General features: G+C 63.0%; 20 protein-coding genes. 7 read left to right on the forward strand and 13 right to left on the reverse strand.

The features are described from left to right. Positions 1-76 precede the first annotated feature (76 nt). Positions 77-3,013 carry a bifunctional [glutamate--ammonia ligase]-adenylyl-L-tyrosine phosphorylase/[glutamate--ammonia-ligase] adenylyltransferase gene (gene glnE / locus LOY45_RS24650; RefSeq protein WP_258578502.1) on the reverse strand — a complete coding sequence of 979 codons (2,937 nt, stop codon included), beginning with the start codon at positions 3,011-3,013 and terminating at the stop codon, positions 77-79. Positions 3,014-3,447: 434 nt separating this feature from the next. Here glnE and aceE point away from each other — a divergent pair, with 434 nt between their 5' ends. The 5 genes from aceE to LOY45_RS24675 all read left to right on the forward strand — a co-directional run bounded on the left by aceE (position 3,448) and on the right by LOY45_RS24675 (position 12,145). Further along, the gene (aceE, locus tag LOY45_RS24655) at positions 3,448-6,093 is read left to right on the forward strand and encodes a pyruvate dehydrogenase (acetyl-transferring), homodimeric type (RefSeq protein WP_115084958.1); all 2,646 of its coding nucleotides are present in this window, start codon (positions 3,448-3,450) and stop codon (positions 6,091-6,093) included. Between the two features lie 13 nt (positions 6,094-6,106). Further along, positions 6,107-7,735, forward strand: a complete 1,629-nt coding sequence (gene aceF, locus LOY45_RS24660; protein ID WP_258578503.1) for a dihydrolipoyllysine-residue acetyltransferase — start codon at positions 6,107-6,109, stop codon at positions 7,733-7,735. Positions 7,736-8,050: 315 nt separating this feature from the next. After that, entirely contained in the window at positions 8,051-10,744 is a 2,694-nt protein-coding gene (locus LOY45_RS24665) for a putative bifunctional diguanylate cyclase/phosphodiesterase (RefSeq protein WP_115084956.1), read from the forward strand. A 90-nt stretch (positions 10,745-10,834) separates the two neighbouring features. Beyond that, positions 10,835-11,503: a peptide-methionine (S)-S-oxide reductase MsrA gene (msrA, locus tag LOY45_RS24670; RefSeq protein WP_115084955.1), complete on the forward strand. Its 669-nt coding sequence runs from the start codon at positions 10,835-10,837 to the stop codon at positions 11,501-11,503. Between the two features lie 9 nt (positions 11,504-11,512). Further along, the gene (locus LOY45_RS24675; protein ID WP_115084954.1) at positions 11,513-12,145 is read left to right on the forward strand and encodes a glutathione S-transferase; all 633 of its coding nucleotides are present in this window, start codon (positions 11,513-11,515) and stop codon (positions 12,143-12,145) included. Here LOY45_RS24675 and LOY45_RS24680 read toward each other — a convergent pair. From LOY45_RS24680 to rloA2, 5 genes are all read right to left on the reverse strand, one after another. After that, positions 12,138-12,386: a hypothetical protein gene (locus LOY45_RS24680; protein WP_115084953.1), complete on the reverse strand. Its 249-nt coding sequence runs from the start codon at positions 12,384-12,386 to the stop codon at positions 12,138-12,140. The genes LOY45_RS24675 and LOY45_RS24680 overlap by 8 nt on opposite strands. Then, complete coding sequence (gene creD, locus LOY45_RS24685) at positions 12,383-13,717, reverse strand: cell envelope integrity protein CreD (protein WP_115084952.1); 1,335 nt, start codon at positions 13,715-13,717, stop codon at positions 12,383-12,385. The genes LOY45_RS24680 and creD overlap by 4 nt, the downstream gene beginning before the upstream one ends. Before the next feature lie 95 nt (positions 13,718-13,812). Then, positions 13,813-15,246, reverse strand: coding sequence for a two-component system sensor histidine kinase CreC (gene creC / locus LOY45_RS24690; RefSeq protein WP_115084951.1), 1,434 nt, complete (start codon positions 15,244-15,246; stop codon positions 13,813-13,815). Continuing rightward, positions 15,246-15,929 (reverse strand): two-component system response regulator CreB, encoded by a 684-nt coding sequence (gene creB, locus LOY45_RS24695; protein WP_115084950.1) that lies wholly within the window; start codon positions 15,927-15,929, stop codon positions 15,246-15,248. Before creB ends, creC begins: the two co-directional genes overlap by 1 nt. 143 nt (positions 15,930-16,072) lie before the next feature. After that, on the reverse strand, positions 16,073-16,576 hold the full coding sequence (gene rloA2, locus LOY45_RS24700) for a retropepsin-like aspartic peptidase RloA2 (protein WP_115084949.1): 504 nt from the start codon (positions 16,574-16,576) through the stop codon (positions 16,073-16,075). Positions 16,577-16,756: 180 nt separating this feature from the next. Here rloA2 and LOY45_RS24705 point away from each other — a divergent pair, with 180 nt between their 5' ends. After that, positions 16,757-17,644 (forward strand): acyltransferase, encoded by an 888-nt coding sequence (locus LOY45_RS24705; RefSeq protein ID WP_115084948.1) that lies wholly within the window; start codon positions 16,757-16,759, stop codon positions 17,642-17,644. Here the strand turns inward: LOY45_RS24705 and LOY45_RS24710 are convergent, their stop codons facing one another. The 4 genes from LOY45_RS24710 to LOY45_RS24725 form a co-directional block, all read right to left on the reverse strand. Continuing rightward, complete coding sequence (locus LOY45_RS24710; protein ID WP_115084947.1) at positions 17,645-18,802, reverse strand: glutathionylspermidine synthase family protein; 1,158 nt, start codon at positions 18,800-18,802, stop codon at positions 17,645-17,647. A 9-nt stretch (positions 18,803-18,811) separates the two neighbouring features. Continuing rightward, positions 18,812-19,576, reverse strand: a complete 765-nt coding sequence (locus LOY45_RS24715; protein ID WP_233674751.1) for a DUF1190 domain-containing protein — start codon at positions 19,574-19,576, stop codon at positions 18,812-18,814. Between the two features lie 16 nt (positions 19,577-19,592). Next, the gene (locus tag LOY45_RS24720) at positions 19,593-20,021 is read right to left on the reverse strand and encodes a DUF350 domain-containing protein (protein WP_233674752.1); all 429 of its coding nucleotides are present in this window, start codon (positions 20,019-20,021) and stop codon (positions 19,593-19,595) included. 71 nt (positions 20,022-20,092) lie between these two features. Continuing rightward, on the reverse strand, positions 20,093-20,659 hold the full coding sequence (locus LOY45_RS24725; protein WP_258578504.1) for a DUF2780 domain-containing protein: 567 nt from the start codon (positions 20,657-20,659) through the stop codon (positions 20,093-20,095). A 239-nt stretch (positions 20,660-20,898) separates the two neighbouring features. On the opposite strand from LOY45_RS24725, the gene LOY45_RS24730 reads away from it, so the two are divergent. Further along, the gene (locus tag LOY45_RS24730; protein WP_134061238.1) at positions 20,899-21,354 is read left to right on the forward strand and encodes an REP-associated tyrosine transposase; all 456 of its coding nucleotides are present in this window, start codon (positions 20,899-20,901) and stop codon (positions 21,352-21,354) included. A gap of 65 nt (positions 21,355-21,419) precedes the next feature. Here the strand turns inward: LOY45_RS24730 and fdhA are convergent, their stop codons facing one another. From fdhA to LOY45_RS24745, 3 genes are all read right to left on the reverse strand, one after another. Next, the gene (gene fdhA, locus LOY45_RS24735) at positions 21,420-22,619 is read right to left on the reverse strand and encodes a formaldehyde dehydrogenase, glutathione-independent (protein WP_038998331.1); all 1,200 of its coding nucleotides are present in this window, start codon (positions 22,617-22,619) and stop codon (positions 21,420-21,422) included. A 178-nt stretch (positions 22,620-22,797) separates the two neighbouring features. After that, entirely contained in the window at positions 22,798-23,655 is an 858-nt protein-coding gene (gene purU, locus LOY45_RS24740; protein ID WP_115084942.1) for a formyltetrahydrofolate deformylase, read from the reverse strand. An 11-nt stretch (positions 23,656-23,666) separates the two neighbouring features. Then, positions 23,667-24,299 carry a sarcosine oxidase subunit gamma gene (locus tag LOY45_RS24745; RefSeq protein WP_115084941.1) on the reverse strand — a complete coding sequence of 211 codons (633 nt, stop codon included), beginning with the start codon at positions 24,297-24,299 and terminating at the stop codon, positions 23,667-23,669. Positions 24,300-24,375 lie beyond the last annotated feature (76 nt).

Consider the following 24,375-nt stretch of genomic DNA (forward strand, 5'->3'; position numbering starts at 1 on the left):
TCGACCAGTGTACGCCACTCGGGCTGTACTGTGGTCGTGGCAGGCGTCCTGATGCCTGAACCGCCTGGCCGATGTATCAACTCAAGCCCAGCTCCGACCAGATCCGCCGCACCTCCTGGCGCTCCTGAACGAACTGTCCGGCATCGATCACCCCGGCCTGCTTCTGCAGGGCCTGGCGGTGCGCGGCGGAACGGAACGCCTTGTACACCTCGCGCAGCAGCACGGCATCGCTGGCGGGCATCAGCCCGGCCTGCTCGAGCTCTTCGAGGATGCGGATATTGTCGGTCCAGCGCAGCAGCGCCGGATGGTCGTGAGACCAGGCCAAAGCGGCGTATTGCACCATAAATTCGATATCGACGATACCACCGGCATCCTGCTTGATATCGAAGGGCACACCGGCATCGAAGGCGTTGGCCGCCGTCCCGGCGGCGCTGAGCTTGGTGCCGAGGTTGTCGCGCATCTTGGCGCGCATCTCGCTGACCTCGGCCTGCAGCTTGGGCAGGTCGCGCGCCTGGCCGAGAATGCGTGCACGCACGGTCTCGAACGCCGAACCCACCTGCGGGCAACCGACCAGCACCCGGGCGCGAACCAGGGCCTGATGCTCCCAGGTCCAGGCTTCGTTTTGCTGGTAACGCTCAAAGGCGCCCAGCGAGCTGACCAACAAACCTGAGGCACCCGAGGGGCGCAGGCGCATATCAACGTCGTAGAGCTGGCCGGAGTTGGTCTGGGTGGTCAGCAGGTGAATAATGCGCTGGCCCAGGCGGGTGAAGAACTGCGCGCTGTCGATCGGCTTGGCACCGTCGGTTTCGGCCTGCGGGTCACCGTCGTGGATGAATACCAGGTCCAGGTCCGAGCCGTGGCCCAGCTCGATGCCACCCACCTTGCCGTAGCCAACAATAATGAAGCCCGGGTCGCACAGGCTGCCGTCGCTGCGCTTGGGCTGGCCGTGACGGCTCACGGTCTGGCGCCAGGCCAGGGCCAGCACCTGGTTGAGGATGGCTTCGGCCAGCCAGGTCAGGTAGTCGCTGACTTTCATCAACGGCAGGTTGCCGGCGATTTCCGAAGCGGCCACGCGCAGGCTGTGGGCCAGCTTGAAGTGGCGCAGGGCTTCCATTTGCTGTTCAAGGTCGTCTTCGGGGATGCGTGTCAGCCGCTCGCGCAACTCGGCGGCCAGTTCCGGGGCCTGCGGCGGGCTGAACAGGCGGCCTTCGTTGAGCAGCTCGTCGAGCAGCAGCGGGAAACGGGTGATCTGTTCGGCGATCCACGGGCTGGCGGCGCACAGGGTCAGCAGGCGGCGCAGCGCCCCGGGGTTTTCGGTGAGCAGCACCAGGTAGGCCGAACGCCGGGCTACGGCTTCGACCAGCGGCAACACCCGCTCCAGCACCAGGTCCGGGTCGGCGTGCTCCACCGCCTGGGCCAGCAAACGTGGGATAAAGGCATCCAGACGCTCACGCCCCAGGCGCTGCATGGCCCGCAACTGCGGGCTGACGCGCAGGCCGGCAAGCTGCTTGAGGGCTTTTTCCGGGTCGGCGAAACCGGCGTCCTGCAACTGACGGCAGGCGGCCTCTTCATTCTGGGCTTCTTCCCACAGCGGCAGCCATTCGCCGCCGACGATCACTTCACCTTCTTCATTCTCGTCTTCGTCCGGGTCGGCAATCACCTGACGGAAGTGCCAGTCGATCCGCCCACGCCAGTGCATCAGCTGGGCATGGAAGCTCGGCCAGTCGGCAAAGCCGAGCATGAAGGCGATGCGCGCGCGGTCCAGTTCGTCGTCCGGGAGCATCTGGGTCTGGCGGTCGGCAATCGCCTGGATCGCGTGTTCGGTGTAACGCAGGAACTCATAGCCTTCACGCAGCTCGGCAATCACCGCCGCTGGCAGGTAGCCCTGCCCTTCGAGGGTCGACAGCACCTTGAGCAACGGCCGTTGTTGCAGGCTCAGGTCGCGCCCGCCGTGAATCAGCTGGAAGGCCTGGGCGATAAACTCGACTTCGCGGATGCCGCCGGCACCCAGCTTGATGTTCTCGGCCATGCCCTTGCGCCGCACTTCCTGCTGGATCAGTTGCTTCATGGTGCGCAGCGCTTCGATCGCCGAGAAGTCCAGGTACCGCCGGTAGACGAAGGGCCGCAGCATATCCAGCAGTTGCGCACCGGCGACCTGGTCGCCAGCCACCACCCGCGCCTTGATCATCGCGTAGCGTTCCCAATCGCGGCCCTGGTCCTGGTAATACTGCTCCAGGGCATTGAAGCTGAGCACCAGGGCGCCGGCCGAACCGTAAGGGCGCAGGCGCATGTCGACACGGAACACAAAACCGTCGACGGTGATCGGGTCCAGGGCCTTGATCAAGCGCTGGCCCAGGCGGGTGAAGAACTCCTGGTTATCCAGCGAGCGCTTGACCCCTTCAGTCTCGCCGCCTTCAGGGAAGGCGAAGATCAGGTCGATGTCCGACGACAGGTTCAGTTCCACCGCGCCGAGCTTGCCCATGCCCAGCACCACCATGTGCTGCGGCTGGCCGCTGCGGTGGCCGATCGGCGTGCCGAACTGCTGGCAATGGCGCGGGTACAGCCAGTTGTAGGCCTGGTCGATAGAAGCGTCGGCAAGGTCGGACAGGTCGCGGCAGGTCTGCACCAGGTCGGCCTGGCGGGTCAGGTCGCGCCAGATGATCCGCACCTGCTGGCGGCTGCGCTGGCGGCGCAGGTTGCGCGCCAGTTCGTCTTCGCTCTCGGCAGCCTGGGTGGCGGCAGCGATCTGCGCGCACAGCGCACCCGGGGCAAATGCCCGGTCGAGCTCGCCACTGGCGGCCAGATCGACCAGCATCACCGGGTCGCGCAGCACCTGTTCAAGGACGAAATCACTGGCCGCAGTCACCCGGGCGAACTGCGCCCAGCGCTCGGCGTTCCAGCCTTCAACAGACAATTCGGGGAGCTGGGCGACAGCCGCACGAAACGATTGCTCGTTACGGCTGACCAAGGCAGTGAGGGTGGCCGGCAGTTCGGCCAGCAAAGGCAGGCTCATGGTCTATCCTTGATCGGCGAGAAAAGATTGGCGAGTGGGAGCGGGCTTGCCCCGCGATTGGGCTTTTTCAGGAAAATCGCTTCGCGGGGCAAGCCCGCTCCTACCGACCACTGCTGGACTGTCGTACAAAAGTTAGAAATAGCTGTAAAAACTGATTTTCTGGCAGAAACCATCGCAGCAAACCTTTTCTTAACTTGTTTTTAACCACCGGTATCGATTTTTCCCACAACCCGAACAGCGGCCACGAGCCATTTTTGTGTAGTTTTACTACTGCCCGATCACCTCAAAAGCATGAAATGGTGATTCATTTGTAGTAAAACTACACAACGCCGGTACACTCTCCGGTAATCCAAGAATTTCATGTCGTCTGCCCAAAAGGCCAGTCGCAAACTCAGGCAACCGATTCTGGAAGCCTTTCCGCCCTGGAGCAAGCCATGCAAGACCTCGATCCCGTCGAAACCCAGGAATGGCTGGACGCCCTGGAGTCGGTTCTCGACAAAGAAGGCGAAGACCGCGCTCACTACCTGATGACCCGTATGGGCGAGCTGGCCACCCGTAGTGGCTCTCAGCTGCCATATGCCATCACCACGCCATACCGCAACACCATCCCCGTAACCCACGAAGCACGCATGCCTGGCGACCTGTTCATGGAACGCCGCATTCGCTCGTTGGTACGTTGGAACGCGCTGGCCATGGTGATGCGCACCAACCTGAAAGACTCGGATCTGGGCGGCCACATCTCCAGCTTCGCCTCCAGCGCCACCCTGTATGACATCGGCTTCAACTACTTCTTCCAGGCCCCGACCGACGAGCACGGCGGCGACCTGATCTACTTCCAGGGTCACGCTTCGCCAGGCGTCTACGCCCGTGCGTTCATGGAAGGCCGGATCACCGAAGACCAAATGAACAACTTCCGTCAGGAAGTCGATGGCAAGGGCCTGTCGTCCTACCCACACCCATGGCTGATGCCTGACTTCTGGCAGTTCCCGACCGTTTCCATGGGTCTGGGCCCGATCCAGGCGATCTACCAGGCGCGTTTCATGAAGTACATGGAAAGCCGTGGCTACATCCCTGCCGGCAAGCAGAAGATCTGGTGCTTCATGGGCGACGGCGAGTGTGACGAGCCGGAATCCCTGGGCGCAATCTCGCTGGCTGGCCGCGAGAAGCTGGACAACCTGATCTTCGTCATCAACTGCAACCTGCAGCGCCTCGACGGCCCGGTTCGCGGCAACGGCAAGATCATCCAGGAACTCGAAGGTGTGTTCCGTGGCGGTGGCTGGAACGTCAACAAAGTGGTCTGGGGCCGTTTCTGGGACCCGCTGCTGGCCAAGGACGTCGACGGCATCCTGCAACGCCGCATGGACGAAGTCATCGACGGCGAGTACCAGAACTACAAGGCCAAGGACGGCGCGTTCGTCCGTGAGCACTTCTTCAACACTCCAGAGCTCAAGGCCATGGTCGAAGACCTGTCCGACGACGAGATCTGGAAGCTCAACCGTGGTGGTCACGACCCGTACAAGGTCTATGCGGCCTACCACCAGGCGGTCAACCACAAAGACCAGCCGACCGTCATCCTGGCCAAGACCATCAAGGGTTACGGCACCGGTGCTGGCGAAGCCAAGAACACCGCGCACAACACCAAGAAGGTCGACGTCGACAGCCTGCGTCACTTCCGCGATCGTTTCGACATCCCGGTCAAGGACGAAGAGCTGGAAAACCTGCCGTTCTTCAAACCTGAAGAAGGCAGCGCCGAGGCCCGTTACCTGGCCGAGCGCCGCAGCGCCCTGGGTGGCTTCGTCCCGCAGCGCCGCGCGAAGAGCTTCAGCATCCCGACGCCGCCACTGGAAACCCTGAAGGCGATCCTCGACGGCTCGGGCGACCGTGAAATCTCCACCACCATGGCCTTCGTGCGGATCCTCGCGCAACTGGTCAAGGACAAGGAAATCGGCCAGCGCATCGTCCCGATCATCCCGGACGAAGCCCGCACCTTCGGTATGGAAGGCATGTTCCGCCAGCTGGGCATCTACTCGTCCGTCGGCCAGCTCTACGAGCCAGTCGACAAAGACCAGGTGATGTTCTACCGCGAAGACAAGAAGGGCCAGATCCTCGAAGAAGGCATCAACGAAGCGGGCGCCATGTCCTCCTTCATCGCTGCCGGTACTTCGTACTCGAACCACAACCAGCCGATGCTGCCGTTCTACATCTTCTACTCGATGTTCGGCTTCCAGCGTATCGGCGACCTGGCCTGGGCCGCTGGCGACAGCCGCACCCGTGGCTTCCTGATCGGCGGTACCGCCGGCCGTACCACCCTCAACGGTGAAGGCCTGCAGCACGAAGACGGTCACAGCCACATGCTGGCCGCGACCATCCCGAACTGCCGCACCTATGATCCGACCTACGGCTACGAGCTGGCGGTGATCATCCAGGACGGCATGAAGAAGATGACCGAAGAGCAACAGGACGTCTTCTACTACATCACCGTGATGAACGAGTCCTACCAGCAGCCAGCCATCCCGGCCGGTGTCGAGGAAGGCATCATCAAGGGTATGTACCTGCTCGAGGAAGACACCCGCGAAGCTGCACACCACGTTCAGTTGCTGGGCTCCGGCACCATCCTGCGTGAAGTGCGCGAAGCGGCGAAGATCCTGCGTGAAGAGTTCAACGTTGGCGCCGACGTCTGGAGCGTTACCAGCTTCAACGAACTGCGTCGCGACGGCCTGGCCGTAGAGCGCAGCAACCGCCTCAAGCCTGGTCAGAAACCTCAGGTTACCTACGTCGAAGAGTGCCTGGCTGGCCGCAAGGGCCCGGTCATCGCCTCCACCGACTACATGAAGCTGTTCGCCGAACAGATTCGCCAGTGGGTACCGAGCAAAGAGTTCAAAGTCCTGGGTACCGATGGCTTCGGTCGCAGTGACAGCCGCAAGAAGCTGCGTCACTTCTTCGAAGTCGACCGTCACTTCGTGGTGCTGGCTGCCCTGGAAGCCTTGGCTGACCGTGGCGATATCGAACCTAAGGTCGTGGCTGAAGCCATCACCAAGTTCGGCATCGACCCGGACAAACGCAACCCACTGGACTGCTGAGGAGTATTTTTAAGTGAGCGAACTCATTCGCGTACCTGACATCGGCAGCGGTGAAGGTGAAGTCATCGAGCTGTTCGTCAAAGTTGGCGACCGTATCGAAGCCGACCAGAGCATCCTGACCCTGGAATCGGACAAGGCGAGCATGGAAATCCCTGCTCCCAAGGCCGGTGTGGTCAAGAGCCTGAAGGTCAAGCTGGGCGACCGCCTGAAAGAAGGCGACGAACTGCTGGAACTGGAAGTCGAGGGCGCCGCTGCTGCGGCCCCTGCGGCTGCCCCTGCCGCAGCACCTGCTGCCGCGGAAAAACCTGCTGCTGCCGAGGCCCCTGCGGCCCCGGCCGCTGCACCGGCGGCTGCCACTGTCCAGGACATTCATGTTCCGGACATCGGCTCCTCGGGCAAGGCCAAGATCATCGAGCTGCTGGTCAAGGTTGGCGACACGGTCGAAGCCGACCAGTCGCTGATCACCCTGGAATCCGACAAGGCCTCGATGGAAATCCCGTCGCCGGCTGCCGGCGTGGTGGAAAGCATCGGCGTCAAGCTGGAAGACGAAGTCGGCACTGGCGACTTCATCCTCAAGCTCAAGGTCCAGGGCGCCGCCGCGCCAGCAGCAGCGCCTGCCGCTGCGGCTCCGGCCAAGGCTGAAGCTGCGCCCGCCGCAGCCGCCCCTGCGCCAGCTGCCAAAGCCGAGACCGCACCTGCTCCTGCTGTTGCCCCTGCGGCAAACGGTGCCAAGGTGCATGCCGGCCCTGCCGTGCGTCAGCTGGCCCGTGAATTCGGCGTCGAGCTGAGCGCCGTCGCTGCCAGCGGCCCGCACGGTCGTGTGCTCAAGGAAGACGTACAGGTTTACGTCAAGGCCATGATGCAGAAGGCCAAGGCAGCTCCAGCCGCCGGTGCAACCGGTGGTGCTGGTATTCCGCCGATCCCGGAAGTCGATTTCAGCCGTTTCGGCGAAATCGAAGAAGTGCCGATGACCCGCCTGATGCAAGTTGGCGCCACCAACCTGCACCGCAGCTGGCTGAACGTGCCGCACGTGACCCAGTTCGACAGCGCCGACATCACCGAGCTGGAAGCTTTCCGCGTAGCCCAGAAGGCCGTGGCCGAGAAGGCTGGCGTCAAGCTGACCGTGCTGCCCCTGCTGCTCAAGGCCTGCGCCCACCTGCTCAAGGAACTGCCGGACTTCAACAGCTCGCTGGCCCCTAGCGGCAAGGCGATCATCCGCAAGAAGTACGTCAACATCGGCTTCGCGGTTGATACCCCGGACGGCCTGCTGGTCCCTGTGATCAAGAACGTCGACCAGAAGAGCCTGCTGCAACTGGCTGGCGAAGCTGCTGCCCTGGCGGAAAAAGCCCGGACCAAGAAGCTCTCGGCCGACGACATGCAAGGCGCCTGCTTCACCATCTCCAGCCTCGGCCACATTGGCGGCACCGGCTTCACGCCGATCGTCAACGCGCCGGAAGTGGCGATCCTCGGTGTGTCCAAGGCGACCATCCAGCCAGTCTGGGACGGCAAAGCCTTCCAGCCGAAGCTGATGCTGCCACTGTCGCTGTCCTACGATCACCGCGTGATCAACGGTGCAGCTGCTGCGCGCTTCACCAAGCGCCTGGGCGACCTGCTGACCGACATCCGCACCATGCTCCTGTAATTGCTGTTTCCTGTCTCCCCTGCCGGGGAGACAGGCTCCCTTTTCGAGCTGCCACGCTCGTACCTCAACCCCGTCATTTTGGCGGGGCTTTTTTTATCTGCTGGAATGGTCCCCCTGTGGGCGCGGCGATGCGGCGGTCCGACTTGCCCCGCGATGGGCAGCGTCTGACTTAAGATTCCTACGCCAATGCCGACACAGTTAGTACGGAGGTCTCTGTATCGCTTGTCAGCCTCAAGCGCATGATGCAACCTTGCCGACACGCGTAGTAGCAGATTGCTCTATTTGCGCGAACAGCCTTCTTGAAGCGAGCTCTCGATGAAAAGCCAACCTGATGCCGCCAGCCGTATGGTGGCCGAGGTCGTGACGCAGTTGCCCGTGCCCTCGCGGCTCGGGATGCTGCGTTTCGAGCGGCTGAACGAGGCGAGCTGGGCGCTGCTCTATCTTGATCCTGGTTGTGAACGGCAATTTGGCCTGGCCGCAGTGGAACTCTGTGCACTGGTCGGCTCGCCCTACGCCAGCCTGATGGAGCCCGAAGCGCGCTACAAACTGCACGATGCCATTCAGTTGCAACTGGCCCAGCGCCCCCATTACCTGGTGCGCTATACCCTGCACACCGCCCAGGGCCCGCTGCACCTGCTGGAGCTGGGCGAAGCCTACAAGCAGCACAACCGCCAGTTGCTGCGCGGTTACCTGATGGTCCTCGACAGCCAGCCGGGTGACACGCCAGACCTGTCGGCCGCCGACCTCGAAACCCGCAACAGCCGCCTGCAGATCGCGTTGCAGCTCAACCAGCGGGCCCAGCAGGAACAGCTCGAGCACCTGGAGCGGGTACGTGCCCAGCAGGACCTGATCCTGCACCTGGCCCGCCATCGCTACAGCGCCAGCAATTCGCTGCTCGAAGCCGCCGAACTGATCACCCGCAGTGCCTGCGAGATCTACAAGATCGACTGCGCGAGCATCTGGTACCTGGAAGACCAGCACCTGCAACCAATCTCGGCGTTCTACCGAGACACCCAGGAATACCGCCTGCCCGAGCCGATCGACGCCAGTCGCTTTCCCGACTACCTCGAAGCCCTGCACACCAGCCGCGCCATCGACGCCCACAACGCCACCCACGACCCGCGCACCCGGGAAATGGCCGAGAGCCTGCGCCCGCGCGACATCAACGCCATGCTCGACGCCAGTATCCGCATCGATGGCCAGGTGGTCGGGGTATTGTGCCTGGAGCAAACCGGCTCGGCGCGCGCCTGGCAAACCGATGAAATTGCCTTTGCCGGCGAGCTGGCCGACCAGTTCGCCCAGGTCATCAACAACCACAACCGGCGCACCGCGACCAACGCCCTGCACCTGTTCCAGCGCGCCGTCGAGCAAAGCGCCAACGCCTTTTTGCTGGTCAACCGCGACGGCGTGGTCGAGTACGTCAACCCAAGCTTTACCGCCATCACCCAGTACAGCACCGATGAAGTCCACGGCCACCGCCTGTCGGAACTGCCGGCGCTGGAAAACTTGAGCGAACTGCTGTTCGACGCGCCGTCCAGCCTGGCCATGGGCAACAGTTGGCAGGGCGAATTCAAGAGCCGGCGCAAGAACCTCGAGCCCTACTGGGGCCAGCTGTCGATTTCCAAGGTGTTCGGCGACAACCGCGAACTGACCCATTACATCGGCATCTACGAAGACATCACCCAGAGCAAGCTGGCCCAGCAGCGCATCGAGCGCCTGGCCTATACCGACAATCTGACCAGCCTGGGCAATCGCCCGGCGTTCATCCGCAACCTCGACGAGCGCTTCGCCCGCGACAGCGACAGCCCGATCAGCCTGCTGCTGGTGGACATCGACAACTTCAAGCGGATCAACGACAGCCTCGGCCACCAGACCGGCGACAAGCTGCTGATCAGCCTGGCCCGGCGCCTGCGCAACAGCCTGAGCCCCGGCGGCAGCCTGGCGCGCTTTGCCAGCAACGAATTCGCCGTGCTGCTCGAAGACACCGACCTGGAGGGCGGCCAGCAGGTTGCCCAGCAACTGCTGCGCACCCTCGACAAGCCGATGTTCGTCGACAACCAGCTGATCAACGTCACCGGCTCCGTGGGCCTTGCCTGCGCGCCGCTGCATGGCCGCGACCCGCAGACCCTGATGAAAAACGCAGGCCTGGCCCTGCACAAGGCCAAGGCCAACGGCAAGCACCAGGTCCAGGTGTTCACCGAGGCGCTGAATGCCGAAGCCAGCTACAAGCTGTTCGTCGAGAACAACCTGCGCCGCGCCCTGACCCAGAACGAACTGGACGTGTTCTACCAGCCCAAGCTGTGCCTGCGCAGTGGCCGCCTGCTGGGCCTGGAAGCGCTGCTGCGCTGGAACCATCCGGAAAAGGGCATGATCCGCCCCGACCAGTTCATCAGCGTCGCCGAAGAGACCGGGCTGATCATCCCTATCGGCAAGTGGATCGCCCGCCAGGCCTGCCGCATGAGCCAGAAGCTGCGCACCGAAGGCCTGGGTAACCTGCAGGTGGCGATCAACCTCTCGCCCAAGCAGTTTTCCGACCCCGACCTGGTCGCTTCGATCGCCAACATCCTCAAGGAGGAAGCCCTGCCCCCGCACTTGCTGGAGCTGGAGCTGACCGAGGGCCTGCTGCTGGAAGCCACCGAAGACACCCACCGCCAGCTCGACCAGCTCAAGCAACTGGGCCTGACCCTGGCCATGGACGACTTCGGCACCGGCTATTCGTCGCTGAGCTACCTGAAGAAATTCCCGATCGACATCATCAAGATCGATCGCAGCTTCATCCACGAAATCCCCGACAACCAGGACGACATGGAGATCACCTCGGCGGTGGTGGCCATGGCCCACAACCTCAAGCTCAAAGTGGTTGCCGAAGGCATCGAGACCGCCGAGCAGCTGGCATTCCTGCGTCGTCACCGCTGCGATGTCGGCCAGGGCTACCTGTTCGACCGGCCGATTCCAGGCAGTGAGCTGATCGATAAGCTCAAACGCTATCCGCGTGGCCCTATCGCCTGACAGCGGCGTTTCTCTCGGGCAATATAGAGTTCATTCAGGCCCCTTCGCGGGGCAAGCCCGCTCCTACCTTTTATCAGCAGAGGAACGATCATGGTCCTGCGCTCGGAGATTCTGGTGAACAAAAACGCCCTGCCCACTGCGGAACAGGCCCTGCCTGGCCGCGAAACGCCGATGACCCTGCCCGAGAAGCATTTCGTCTTCAAGGACACCCCGCTGCTCGGCCCGTTCTTCGAAGGCGCCATCGACTTTGCGATCTTTGGCCTGGGCTGCTTCTGGGGTGCCGAGCGGCGCTTCTGGCAACGTGAAGGCGTGGTCAGCACCGTGGTCGGCTATGCCGGCGGCTTCACCCCCAACCCGACCTACGAAGAAGTCTGCTCGGGCCTGACCGGCCACACCGAAGTGGTGCTGGTGGTGTTCGACAAGGACAAGGTCAGCTACAAAGAGCTGCTGGCGATGTTCTGGGAACTGCACAACCCGACCCAGGGCATGCGCCAGGGCAACGACGTCGGCACCCAGTACCGCTCGGTGATCTACTGCACCAGTCCCCAGCAACTGGACGAGGCTCTGGCCAGCAAGCAGGCCTACCAGGCCGAACTGAGCAAGGCCGGCTTCGGCGAAATCACCACCGAGATCGACCAGGCGCCGACCGTGTACTTCGCCGAAGCCTACCACCAGCAGTACCTGGCCAAGAACCCAGAAGGCTACTGCGGCATCGGTGGTACCGGTGTCTGCCTGCCACCGAGCCTGCAAGGCAACTGAGGGATCGACATGTCCGCACCGAGCATGACCCTGTTCCATTCGCCGGCCTCGCCGTTCGTGCGCAAGGTCCTGGTGGTGTTGCACGAAACCGGGCAGACCGACCGCGTGGCCCTGCACGCCGTCAACCTCACTCCGGTCAACCCGGTAGCCGAGCTCAACCAGGGCAACCCGGCGGGCAAGATCCCGGCCCTGCGCCTGGCCGACGGTAGCGTGCTGCACGACAGCCGGGTGATCTGCGAGTACCTCGACCTGCAGCATGTCGGTAACCCGCTGATCCCCCGTGAAGGCTGGCCGCGCTGGCACCGCCTGACCCTCGCCTCGCTGGCCGATGCGATCATGGATGCCGCGGTGCTGACGCGCTACGAGACTTTCCTGCGGCCCAAGGACAAACAATGGGACGCCTGGATCGAAGCGCAACAGGACAAGATCCGTCGTGGCCTGAGCAACCTTGAGCAGGAACACTTCGCCGAACTGGCCTCGGTGTTCGACATCGCCGCCATCGGCGTGGCCTGTGCCCTGGGTTACCTCGACCTGCGCTTCCCGGACTTCGGCTGGCGTGAGCAACAGCCGCAGCTGGCGGGGTGGTATGCGCAAGTCAGTCAGCGTGAGTCGATGCAGGCGACTGATCCTTCGGCTACCTGACATTGCCAGGGGCTGCTGTGCAGCCCATCGCCGGCAAGGCCGGCTCCCACAGTGCATCGGTGTACCGCTGACTGTGTGGGAGCTGGCTTTGCCAGCGATGCAGGCGCCGCGCATTACCAGACAGCAGAGCAATCTCATCCCCGACAAGGCCGGCGCCGACAATCACTTCTGCTGTCCACAGGCCGGCGATGTGGGTCGCCAGCACTGCACCCAATACCCTCTCCTCGCGCAAGCCACTCATGACAGTTTCACCTGGCCAACCCGATACCAGTCCAGGCGACGGGTCAGGACCATGAACACACCCAGCAGGCCGAACAGCAGCAGCGAGCCCATCAGCAGCGCGTAATCCTCGGCCGTCAGCAGGCCGTAGAGCATGCCGTAGAGCAGCGCCAGGCCCAGGGCAAAGCCCATGCCGCGAAACACGCTGTGCAGCACGTGGCACAGGTAGAAGCCGATCAGCAACACACAGCCCCCCGCCGACAACGCATAGGCCTTGGCAAAGCCCAGGTGCTCGGACAACGACAGCAACAGCAGGTAGAAGAACGCCAGGGCCACGCCCACCAGGCCGTACTGGATCGGGTGCACGCTGAGGCCCTTGAGCACTTCGAAGAGGAAAAAGCCGGCAAAGGTCAGGGCAATGAACAGCAATGCATATTTGATTGCCCGTTCGCTTTTGAGGTACTGGTCCACCGGGTCGACGAAGCTGACGCCGAAGGCACGCCCATTGAAATCATTGCACTGCTCGTTGACCACGCACTGGGTCAAGGCGTCTTCGAGGTTGGTGGAGAAGAACGAGGTTTGCCAGCGCGCCGAAAAACCACCGGCATCGACCTTGCGGCTGCTTGGCAGGTAGTTACCGTCGAAGCTTGGGTGCGGCCAGTTGGCGGCCATGCTTACCGTAGTGCTGCGGCCCATCGGCAGCACGTGCAGCTGTCCGGTGCCTTGCAGGCTGAGGTCGAACGCGTAATTGAGCACGGCCTCGGCCTTGCCATCGATGCCCGGCAACAGCGCATGGACGCCACCGCTCATCCAGCTCAGCTTGGTACCGGCGGCAAAGTCCAGACGCTGCTCGTTGAGCTGCAGTTGCAGGCCTTTTTCGATGCCGCGGATGTCGCTGATGCCCACCACCAGGAACGCCGGATCGAAGCGGTAGTCGGCAAAGTCCTCGGTAATCCCCCAGTTGGCCGGAATCTTGAATTGGCCACTGATGTGATTGTCGGCGTGGAACAGGCGCGCCTCATAGATACCGCGCGAACGCAGTTCGGTGTCGATGCCTGCCTTGAGGTCGAAGGTTTCCGGCAAGAAGTACAGATGGCCGGCGACCTGGCTGGCTTCCTGGTAGCTCTTGCCGTCTTCGGTCTTCCAGCGCCGCTCGATCTTGCGGTATGGCACCACCAGCATCGGCCCGCTGATCTGCTGGGCAAAGCTGGAGCTCTGGGCAATGTCGCGCACCACCTGGTCGCGTTGCTCCTGGCGGTCCTGGATCAAGCCGCCAATCATCAGCAAGGGAATCAGCAACAGTGCGATCAGGATGGCAATGGCACCCAGTTTGTAGCTCAGATTTCGGTTCATGGACGGGACTCCGGTTTCGATGGGCAGAGTCTGCGCAAGCGAAATGGAGCCCTTGGGGAGTTATGTGGAGCCTGTGTGCAGACTCTGTGAAGTTTTCAGCCCAGGCGCTTGGCCGGCAACCACAAACGCACGCGTACGCCGTCCTCGACGTTGGCGACTTCCAGCGCGCCGCCATGCAACTGCATCACCTCTTCGACGAAATTCAGCCCCAGGCCGGTGCTCTTGCGCCCGCTGAACGGTCGCGGCAGCGAGTAGAAACGTTCGCTGAGACGACCCAGGGCATAGTCAGGAATCGCCTCGCCCTGGTTGAACAGGCTCAAGGCCACGCGGCCGTCCCCGTGCTCCAGCTCGAACACCAGCAAACCGCCCGGCGGGGTGAAGTCCAGGGCATTGTCCAGCAGGTTGGCAATGGCCTGGCGCATCAGGAAGGGGTCGCATAACAGCCGCGCAGCGACGGGTACGCGCTGACGCACCTGCAGTTCGCCGCTTTCGATCCGCGCGCCCTGAGCCAGCAGCAGCTCGTCGACCAGCGCCGCCAGCGGCACCTGCTGCTGTTCTTCCAGCTCCTGCATCTGCTCGACCTGGGCCAGGTTGAGCAGGCGCTCGATCAACTGCTGCATGCGCGCACTTTCGCTTTCGATATTGCCGGCAAAGCGCTGGCGCTGCTCGTCGCTCATCGGCCCCTGGAGCAGTTCGGAGGCACCGCGGATCGCCGCCAACGGGCTTTTCAGCTCGTGGGTCAGGGTGTGCACGTAACGTTCGACGTAGTCCTTGCCTTCGAGCTGGGTACGCATGCGCTCCACCGCTGCCGCCAGTTGCCACAGCTCACCGCCCCGGTAATGCGGCAGCGCCGTGCGCTCACCCTCACTGACCGCCTGGGCATAACGGGTCAGCCTGCGCAGCGAGCGCGCCAGCCACCACGACAGCGCCGCGCCCACCAGCAGGCCAAGGCCGATCAGGCCCAGGCCGAGGTACAGCAGGCGCCGCTCGGAGCGGTCGATATAGGGTTGCAGCGACTTGTTCGGCTTGGCCACGGTGACCACGCCGATAATCCTGCCTTCATCGAGAATCGGTGCCGCCACGTGCATCACCGACGACTCCGGATCCTCCGGGTTGCTGCGGGTCGAGCGTGCACCGTACTGGCCGCGCAAGGTCAGGTAGACGTCGTTCCAGCGCGAATAGTCCTCGCCCACCGCCACACCTGCGGAGTCGAGCAACACCTTGCCCTGGGCATCGGTGACGTAGATGCGGTGGTTGACTTGGTTCTTCGACAAGCCCCAGATATCGGCCTTGGGCTGGCGCTGGCCGTAGGCACGCAGCAGTATCGGCAAGCGGCTCTGGCCAAGGGTGCCGGCCTTGACGTCGTCGTGGAGGATTTCCGCCAGCAGGTTGGCGGTGTCGACCAGGGTTTCTTCGGTGGACTGGCGCACACCCGGGCGAATCTGCTCGCGCACGGTGCTGAGGATGAAATAGCCGGTCAGCCCGACGAACAGGAAATACACCAGGAAAATCCGTATTCCCAGGCGCATCAGCTGTGGCTCGGGCTGTAGCTGTAACCGAGGCCCCGGTGGGTCTGGATCGGCTCGGCGTCGGCGGCCACCGCGCGCAGCTTGGCGCGCAGGCTCTTGATATGGCTGTCGATGCTGCGCTCGTAGCCGACATCGGCGGCAACGCCGACGGCATCCAGCAGCTGCTCGCGGCTGAATACTCGCTCGGGTTGTTCCAGCAGGCTTTGCAGCAGGCGAAATTCGTGGCGGGTCAGGCTCAGGGCCTGGCCGTGGTAGTGGATCTGCATGCGCAGGGTATCGACCTGGAACAGCTCCGGGGCGCTGGCAAGCGGTTCGGCGCGCGGCGCCATGCGCTTGAGGATCGCCCGCACCCGTGCCGCGACTTCGCGGGGGCTGAAGGGTTTGACCACATAATCGTCGGCACCGATTTCCAGGCCCACCACCCGGTCGATTTCACCGTCGCGGGCGCTGAGGAACATCACCGGCACTTCACTGAAACGGCGCAGTTGCCGGCAGGTTTCGAAGCCGCTGATATCCGGCAGGCCGATGTCGAGGATGATCAGGTCGGCCGGGCGCTGGCGTTGCTGCTCCAGCGCGGCGCTGCCGAGGGTCACCCACTCGGTGCTGTGGCCGTCGCCTTGCAGGGCGAAAATCAGCGTATCGGCAATGGCCGCTTCGTCTTCGACAATCAATATATGCGGCATGGCATCCGGGCCTGGCGGTGGAAATGCTGCACTTGTAGGAGATTATGCGGCGCCTGGCAAGGCCTCATCGCTGGCAAGCCAGCTCCCACAAGGTCTACACCAACCCTGTGGGAGCTGGCTTGCCAGCGATGCTTTTCATTCCATCAGCAGTCCGGCTTGTCTGCAGTAAACCTGCGCGCCGGGTTCACCGCCGCCTTGAACTCGCGCAACGCCTTGGCGCCAATCAGCAATGGATAGTTGAAGCTGCTGCGGTCGGTCAGGTTGACCTCGACGGTACGCTTGACGTCGCCCAGGCACAGTTCCAGGTCAACCACCGGCCGCTTGCTGATCTCGGCGCCCTCGCCATCTTCGTCTTCATCGGCGCGGTTCTTGATCTTGCTGATGCGTGCCAGCTTGTGTTCGTAGACTTTGCCATCGGCATCCTTGGTTGCGACACGAAAGCGCACCCAATCCTCACCATCACGGGTGAAGCGTTCGATGTCCTTGGCCGACAGCGAGGCGGTCAGCGCGCCGGTATCCATCTTGGCCTTGAAGGTCTGGCCACCGACTTCCGGCAGTTTGATGTATTCGTAGCGGCCGTACAGGGTCGGCTCGGCGGCCATGACCGGCAGGGCCAACAGGGACAGCAGTGCAAGTACCGATTTCACAGGATCCGCTTCCTTGAGATAAGACAGTGTTTAGACTGCGAAGGCAGGATAGGTTCGCGGCAATAGCTTATTCAACACAATGTGAAACATTTGTCCGGCAGGAGCAGACCAGAGCATTTGGCGTACGCCGACAGGGTGCTTATCATTGCCGACCGCTTACTTGAATATAAGAGTTTTCTTATGCGCCGCTTGCTGACGGGCATTCTTGTGACCTTGCTGTTGCTGCTCAACACCCTGGTCCTGATCGGCCCGCTGATGGTCTTTGCCCTGCTCAAACTGGTCCTGCCCGGCCGTTACCGCGACTATGCCTCGTGGGGGGTAATGTGGATCGCCGAAACCTGGGCCGAAATCGACAAACTGATCTTCCGCCTGTGCATCCCGACCATTTGGGACGTGCGCGGCGCCGCCGACCTGCGCCTCGACACCTCGTACCTGGCAGTCAGCAACCACCAGAGTTGGGTCGATATCCCGGCGCTGATCCAGGTACTCAACCGGCGCATTCCATTCTTCAAGTTCTTCCTGAAAAAAGAGCTGATCTGGGTACCGCTGCTGGGCCTGGCCTGGTGGGCGCTGGACTACCCGTTCATGAAGCGCTACAGCAAGGCCTTCCTCGACAAGCACCCAGAACTCAAGGGCCAGGACCTGGAAATCACCAAGGCTGCCTGCGAGCTGTTCAAGCGCCAGCCGGTGACCGTGGTCAACTACCTCGAAGGCACGCGTTTCACCGAAGCCAAGCGCGCCGCCCAGCATTCACCGTTCAAGCATCTGCTCAAGCCCAAGGCCGGTGGCGTGGCCTTCGTGCTGGCGGCGCTGGGCGAACAGCTCGACGCCCTGCTCGACGTCACCATCGTCTACCCTGGCGACCGGGCGCCGGGTTTCTGGGACCTGCTCAGCGGTAACCTGGCTAAAGTGATCATCGACATCCAGGTGCATGAACTGGATCCGGCGCTGTGGGATGGTGACTACGAGAACGACCCGGCCTTGCGCCAGACCGTGCAGGACTGGGTCAACCAGCTCTGGCACGCCAAGGACGCCCGCATCGAGGCCCTGCGCGCCGAGCTGCGCTGATCAGCCGATGATCGCGTGGGGCAAAAAGCGGCTGCTGTCCTTGGTGATCAGCGAGTTGTCTTCGCGGATACCGATGCCCGCCGGCAGGTCGCCGACCACCCAACTGCCGATCACCGTGTAGCTGTCGCCAAAGCGCGGCAGCGCCTGAAACTGCTGGACAATGCTCGGCCCGCCGCCATACGGGCCGTCCTCGACCACACGCTGGCCACTGCCGGTGTGGATCTCGATATTTGCGCCCTCGCGGGAGAAGAAGGGTTTGCGCACCCAGCCCTTCTCCAGAGTCGCGCCCGACGTTTGCTCAATGAACGCCGGCAGCAGGTTCGGGTGGCCCGGGTGGCGCTCCCACAGCAGCGCCAGCATGCCCTTGTTGGAGAGGATTGCCTTCCACGGCGGCTCGACGAACAAGGTGCCGCTGTTGGCAATCGCCGGGCCGTACGGGTCGTGGAAAATGTCTTCCCAGGGGTAGAGCTTGAACAGGCTCGGGATTGGCGCGCCAACGTCATCGACAAAGCGCCCGCCGCGACTCAAGCCGATATCTTCCATATCCACCAGGCGCGCATCCAGCCCGGCACCCATGGCGATATCGCGCAGGTATTCGACGGTGCCGCGATCTTCGATCGAGTCTTTTACCGAGGCAAAGTAGAACGGCGTGGCAAAGGTATGGGCGCTCATCACCTGAGTGAGTTTGTCTTCCAGGCTGTTGAACTGATCAGCACCGGCCGGCAGCCCGCCGCGCTGCATCTGCTGCTCCAGCCACAGGTACTGGAAGAAGCTGGCCTCGTACAGTGACGTCGGCGTGTCGTAGTTGGCCTCCAGCAGCTTGGCCGGGCCCTTGCCGTCGTAGCACAGGTCCATGCGCCCGTAGAAATGCGGGTGGCCATCGCGCCACGAGCGGCGGATCAGGTCGAAGTACTGCGCGGGAATCGCCAGGCGCTCGAGCAGCGCTTCACTGTCGACCACCTCGGCCACCAGTGCCATGCACAGTTCGTGCAGCTCGCGGGTCGGCTCTTCGAGGTCGTCTTCGATCTGCCGCAGGCTGAACTGGTAGTAGGCCGACTCGTCCCAGTAGGGCTCGTCGCCAAAGGTGTGGAAGTTGAAACCGAAGTGCTCGGCGGTGGCGCGCCAGTCCGGGCGCGGGGCGATGGAAATTCGCTTCATTGCCAGGCCTCAGGACGCAAAGCCGCCACGCCCCGAAGCGCGCGAGACAAAGCCGTTGTGGGTGCCAACCGCGAACGGCCGCGCCGAGCTGATCAGCTTGTTCGGCTGGGCCATGGGGATGACCGTTGGATGGGCGCTGCTCACGTGCGCCGGATCGCTGCTGGCACCCGTGCCCCCGCCACCACTCATGACCGCATGCTGCGCGGCTTCGCTGAACGGTTGCGAAGCCGGGTGCGACGTATCCAGGCCGGTGTAGTAGTTGTGGTGTGCCACCTGCTCGGTCAGGGTGCTGACCTTGAACGCGTTGCGTCCGTCTCGCTCGTGGTAGATCGCCTCGGACGAATAGCGCGGGTCGGTATCGGTGTACTCGTAGTAGCCACGGCCGCCGCCGGAGCCGCCGCTCGACGATGAACTATTGGTGGACGAGCTGCTGTCTTCATCGTCATCGGCATACACCTGGCGTTCGGTGGTCAGGGCGAAGCCTTCCATCGGCGGGATGTAGTTGTTGGCATAGCGCCGGTAGTCGCACTTGAAATAGGCCGCTTCGCAGCCCTCGGCAGTGACGAAGCGCGGCACGTTGGCGGCATGGTGGTTCTGTGCCGCGACCCAGGCCTGCTGGCACACCTGACGCGGCTTGCCGTCCATGACGCAATAGTCGACGTCCTGATAGCGCTTGGTTTCGCTGATGATCTTGGTTGGCCGGTCGCCGCAGGCGGACAGCACCAGGGGCAGACTGCCCAGGGCGACCAGGCGAATGCGTTTGCTGCGTTTCATTGTCGATCGTCCCTGATCAGGCGGCGGGGGTCATGCAGGCGGCGTTGAGCAGGCCGATCCCGATGGATACGGCGGCCAGCAGTATTGCCGAGGCGGTCTCCTGGCGGGCCATCCGTTCAGCCATGCCTTTGACGCAGCGGTTGACCACCACGAACGCCAGCAACTGCACCACGGCAGCGATCAGCGCCCAGACCAGGAAGTCGAGCAGGGAAATCGAATGGGAAATGGCACTGGCCACCGGAATTGCAAAGCCGATCAAGGCACCGGCCAGGGCAATGGCCGCGGCATTGTTGCCTTCGCGGATCAGGCGCAATTCGTTGTACGGGGTCAGGCGGGTGTAGATGAATGCGTAGAGGGCGAACAGCACGGCGGCGCCGAGCATGTAGACCACAAAGCCGAGCACGGCGTCGGCAGGCAAAGACATCTTCAGGGCGTCCATGAACATGGCGAATCACACTTCCTTGTAAAACGGGGCGGGACATATAGCACACCGCCCCGCCCGAGCAAATACCTGCCTTAAACGGAAGGTACGCTGCCACCGGTGCCCCACAGGCTGCCCAGGTTCTGCAACAGCGAACCGCCGACGCCTTGCTGGCCGAGGTACTGCAGAATCAACGGCGCGAACTGGCCGATCATCCCGGTGTCCATGCCCAGCGCGCTGAAGGCGTTGTTCAGGTCGTTGCTGTCTTTGACATTGCCCAGGGCATTGCTCAGGGCCGAGGACTTGTCGCTCTTGCCGAGCAGCGCACCCAAGCCATTCAAGCCGCCCAGGGCTTGCTCGCCAGAAAGCAGGTCGAGGCCCGGTACGGCTTTGCTCAATTGCTCGTAATCGCCGCTGCTGAGCTGGTTCCTGGCCAGGCCCAGCAGTGCGCCGGTGCCGCCAATGGCTTGTTCGGGGGTGACCTTGAGTTCGCTGCCGAGGGTATTGAGCAGGTTCGCCGAAGCGGCTGGTGCCTGCACGGCGGCATCGCCGGTGTTGCCCTTGGCGGCATTGTAGACGTTGGCCGCGTCGTTGAGGCTGAAGCCTGCGAAGACCGGGCTGGCAGCCAGGGTCATCAGGGTGACCAATGCGAAACGTTTCATCGAAATACCTCGTCAGCCGTAAAAGGCAGGGAAACGAGGGTTGGACCCTGGGGACGGGGGATTGTTCCCTTGTACCAGGTGGGAGCGGGCTTGCCCCGCGATGCGATGTGACTGACAGACCTCTATCGCGGGGCAAGCCCGCTCCCACAAAGGTCCTGGCAACATCAAGATTCAATCGGGCCAACTGTCGCCACCGTCCGGCATCTACCTTGAATATTCACCAACCAAGGAGCCAAGACATGGACAGTCCCGCTTCCCATCGCCTGCGCCGCGGTCGTTTCTCCGAACCCGGCCGTATGTACCTGCTGACCAGCATTACTCGCGACCGAGTGCCAATATTCGACAATTTCCACGCCGCCCGCTGCATCCCCAAGCAGTTTCGCCAGGCACAACTTGAAGGCGCCGCTCGTACCTTGGCCTGGGTGGTGATGCCCGATCATGTGCACTGGCTGATCGAACTGCGGCAGGGCTCATTGGCCTGCCTGATGCGCCGCTTCAAGTCACGCAGCCGCTGTGCGCTGTACAAGCTCGGCGCACTGCAAGGCGGGCTGTGGCAGCCTGGGTACCATGACCATGGGTTGCGTCGGGAAGAGAATGTATGCGCGGTGGCGCGCTATGTGGTGGCCAACCCGCTGCGGGCCGGGCTGGTGAAGAGGCTGGGAGATTATCCGCATTGGGATGCGGTTTGGCTGTGAAACCCAATCGCGGGGCAAGCCCGCTCCCACAGGTACAGTGGGAGCGGGCTTGCCCCGCGATGTTTTTAGGCGGCGCTGAACAGCTTGTGCGGATCGATCACGAATTTCTTCGGCACACCGGCATCGAACTCGCCATAGCCTTCCGGCGCCTGGTCCAGGCTGATCACCTGTACGCCCACCACTTCAGCAATGTTGATGCGGTCCCACATGATCGCCTGCATCAGTTGGCGGTTGTACTTCATTACCGGCGTCTGCCCGGTGTGGAAGCTGTGCGACTTGGCCCAGCCGAGGCCAAAGCGGATGCTCAGGCTGCCGATCTTCGCTGCCGCATCCACCGCGCCCGGGTCTTCGGTAACGTACAGGCCAGGGATACCGATCTTGCCCGCTACGCGCACCACGCCCATCAACGAGTTGAGCACGGTGGCCGGGGCTTCGTGCTTGGCGCCGGCATGGCCGTGGCCACGAGCTTCGAAGCCCACGGCATCGACCGCGCAGTCGACTTCCGGTTCGCCCAGCAGGTTGGCAATCTGTTCGTGCAGCGGAGTGTCCTGGGACAGGTCGGCGATTTCAAAACCCTGGGCCTTGGCGTGGGCCAGGCGCACCGGGTTGACGTCACCGACGATAACCACCGCCGCCCCCAGCAGGCGCGCCGAGGCAGCCGCTGCCAGGCCCACTGGACCGGCACCGGCGATGTACACCGAGCTGCCCGGGCCCACGCCGGCGGTCACCGCACCGTGGTAACCGGTGGGGAGGATATCCGACAGGCAGGTCAGGTCGCGGATTTTCTCCATGGCCTTGTCGCGGTTCGGCAGTTTCAGCAGGTTGAAGTCGGCGTACGGCACCAGCACGTACTCGGCCTGGCCACCGGTCCAGTCACCCATGTCGACATAACCGTAGGCACCACCGGCGCGGGCCGGGTTGACGGTCAGGCAGACGCCGGTGTGTTGCTCTTTGCACGAGCGGCAGCGGCCACAGGCGACGTTGAAGGGCACCGACACCAGGTCACCGATCTGCAGGTTCTCGACGTCCCTGCCCTTCTCGATGACCTCGCCGGTGATTTCATGGCCCAGGACCAGGCCGACCTGGGCAGTGGTACGGCCACGGACCATGTGCTGGTCGGAGCCACAGATGTTGGTGGAGACCACCCGCAGGATCACCCCGTGCTCGATCTTGCGACCGCGCGGGTCCTGCATTTTCGGGTAGTCAATCTTCTGCACCTCGACCTTGCCGCCGCCGAGATACACCACACCACGATTACCAGACATGCTTTCACCTCGCTAAAGTTTGTTGTTATGTAGCGGTGTAAAGTGCGCTGCCCGGGGGCGGCGCTGTGTTACTGGAATCTTTGTTCCGACTCGAGGGCCTCATCGCTGGCAAGCCAGCTCCCACAGGTCCGGTGTATGCAGTACCTGTGGGAGCGGGCTTGCCCCGCGATGGCGGCCGTCAGAGCACTACCGTCCTGTTGGCGTTGAGGAACACCCGCCGCTCGATGTGATACCCCACCGCCCGCGCCAGGGTCAGGCACTCGATATCGCGCCCCTTGGCAATCAGGTCTTCCGGGTAATGGCTGTGGTCCACCGCCTCGACGCCCTGGGCGATGATCGGCCCTTCGTCGAGGTCGTTGTTGATGTAGTGCGCCGTGGCGCCGACCAGTTTCACCCCCTTGTTGTAGGCCTGGTGATACGGCTTGGCGCCCTTGAAACCGGGCAGCAGCGAGTGATGGATGTTGATCGCCCAGCCGTCGAGCTTGCGGCACAGTTCGGGCGACAGCACCTGCATGTAGCGGGCAAGGATCACCAACTCGGCGCCGGACTCCTCGATCACCTGCAGCACCTTGCGCTCTTGCGCCGGCTTGTCATGCGGGTCGAGGGCAAAGTGGTAATAGGGAATGCGGTGCCAGTGGGCCAGGGGCTCGAGGTCCGGGTGGTTGGAAATCACCGCCACCACCTCCATGCTCAACTGGCCGATGCGCTGGCGATAGAGCAGGTCGTTGAGGCAGTGATCGGCCTTGGACACCATGATCACCACTTTCGGCCGGTGCTTGGGCGCGGTCAGCTCGAACAGCATGCCGAACGCATCGCCCCGCTCGGCCAGCCCTGCGCGAAAGCTGGCCTCGTCGAAGTCATCCGGCTGGCGGAATTCCACGCGAATGAAGAAGCGTCCGGACAGCCGGTCATCGAACGAATGGTGCTCAGTGACGTAGCAGTGCTGTTCGAACAGGTAACGCGTCACCACATCCACCGTACCCAGCAGGCTCGGGCAATCGGCGGTGAGAATCCAGGTGTCCGGGGCACGACTCATGGCATTGCTCCTTAAGCCTGAATGCTCAGGCCGTATTCGGCGGAGGCGTCCTGCAGCCACAGCCACCAGTAGTCGGAGAAGCTGCGGCGGATCAGCAGCTCCCAGGTTTCTTCACCGGTACGGCGGATCACCAGTTGCGACTTGGCGAACACCGTGCCAACCGCCTTGCCCACCGGGAAGTTGTTTGGATGGACATCATAGCTGGTGGATTTCATCAGCACGTCGCGCACATTGGGGCCGCTCAGTTCCAGCAGGGTTTGCCCGCCGCTGACGTTGACGATTTGAATGTGCAGGCCATCGAGGGCATCGCGCAGTTTTTGCTCGACGGCAAATTCCTCGCCGCCGGGAACGATCAGCAGCCACTCGTCCGGGCCCAGCCATTGCAGCGATGTCTCGCCGTTGGCGACCACGGTCAGGGCCACCGGCAGCTCCAGGCCCAGGGCCTTGAACACACCGCCGGCGAAGGCCGGATCCTTGCCATCACCACGAATGGTCAGGTGGCCAAGGAGTTTTTTCTCGCGCAGGGAGACCCCGGCGTTCTTGCGGCCCTTGCCGACCAGGCTGGGCAAGTCGGCGTGGTGCAGTGGCGTTTCAGCCTTGGCATCGTTGCCGGGGCGTTGCTGGTAGACGTTGATCGTGCTCATTACACACCTGCCTTGAATTCGCGTTCGGTAGGGCAAGTAACGTGTGGGAGCCGGCCTTGCCGGCGATGCAAGGCGC

The sequence above is a fragment of the Pseudomonas wadenswilerensis genome (genome assembly GCF_024749185.1).
GTDB lineage: Bacteria > Pseudomonadota > Gammaproteobacteria > Pseudomonadales > Pseudomonadaceae > Aquipseudomonas > Aquipseudomonas wadenswilerensis.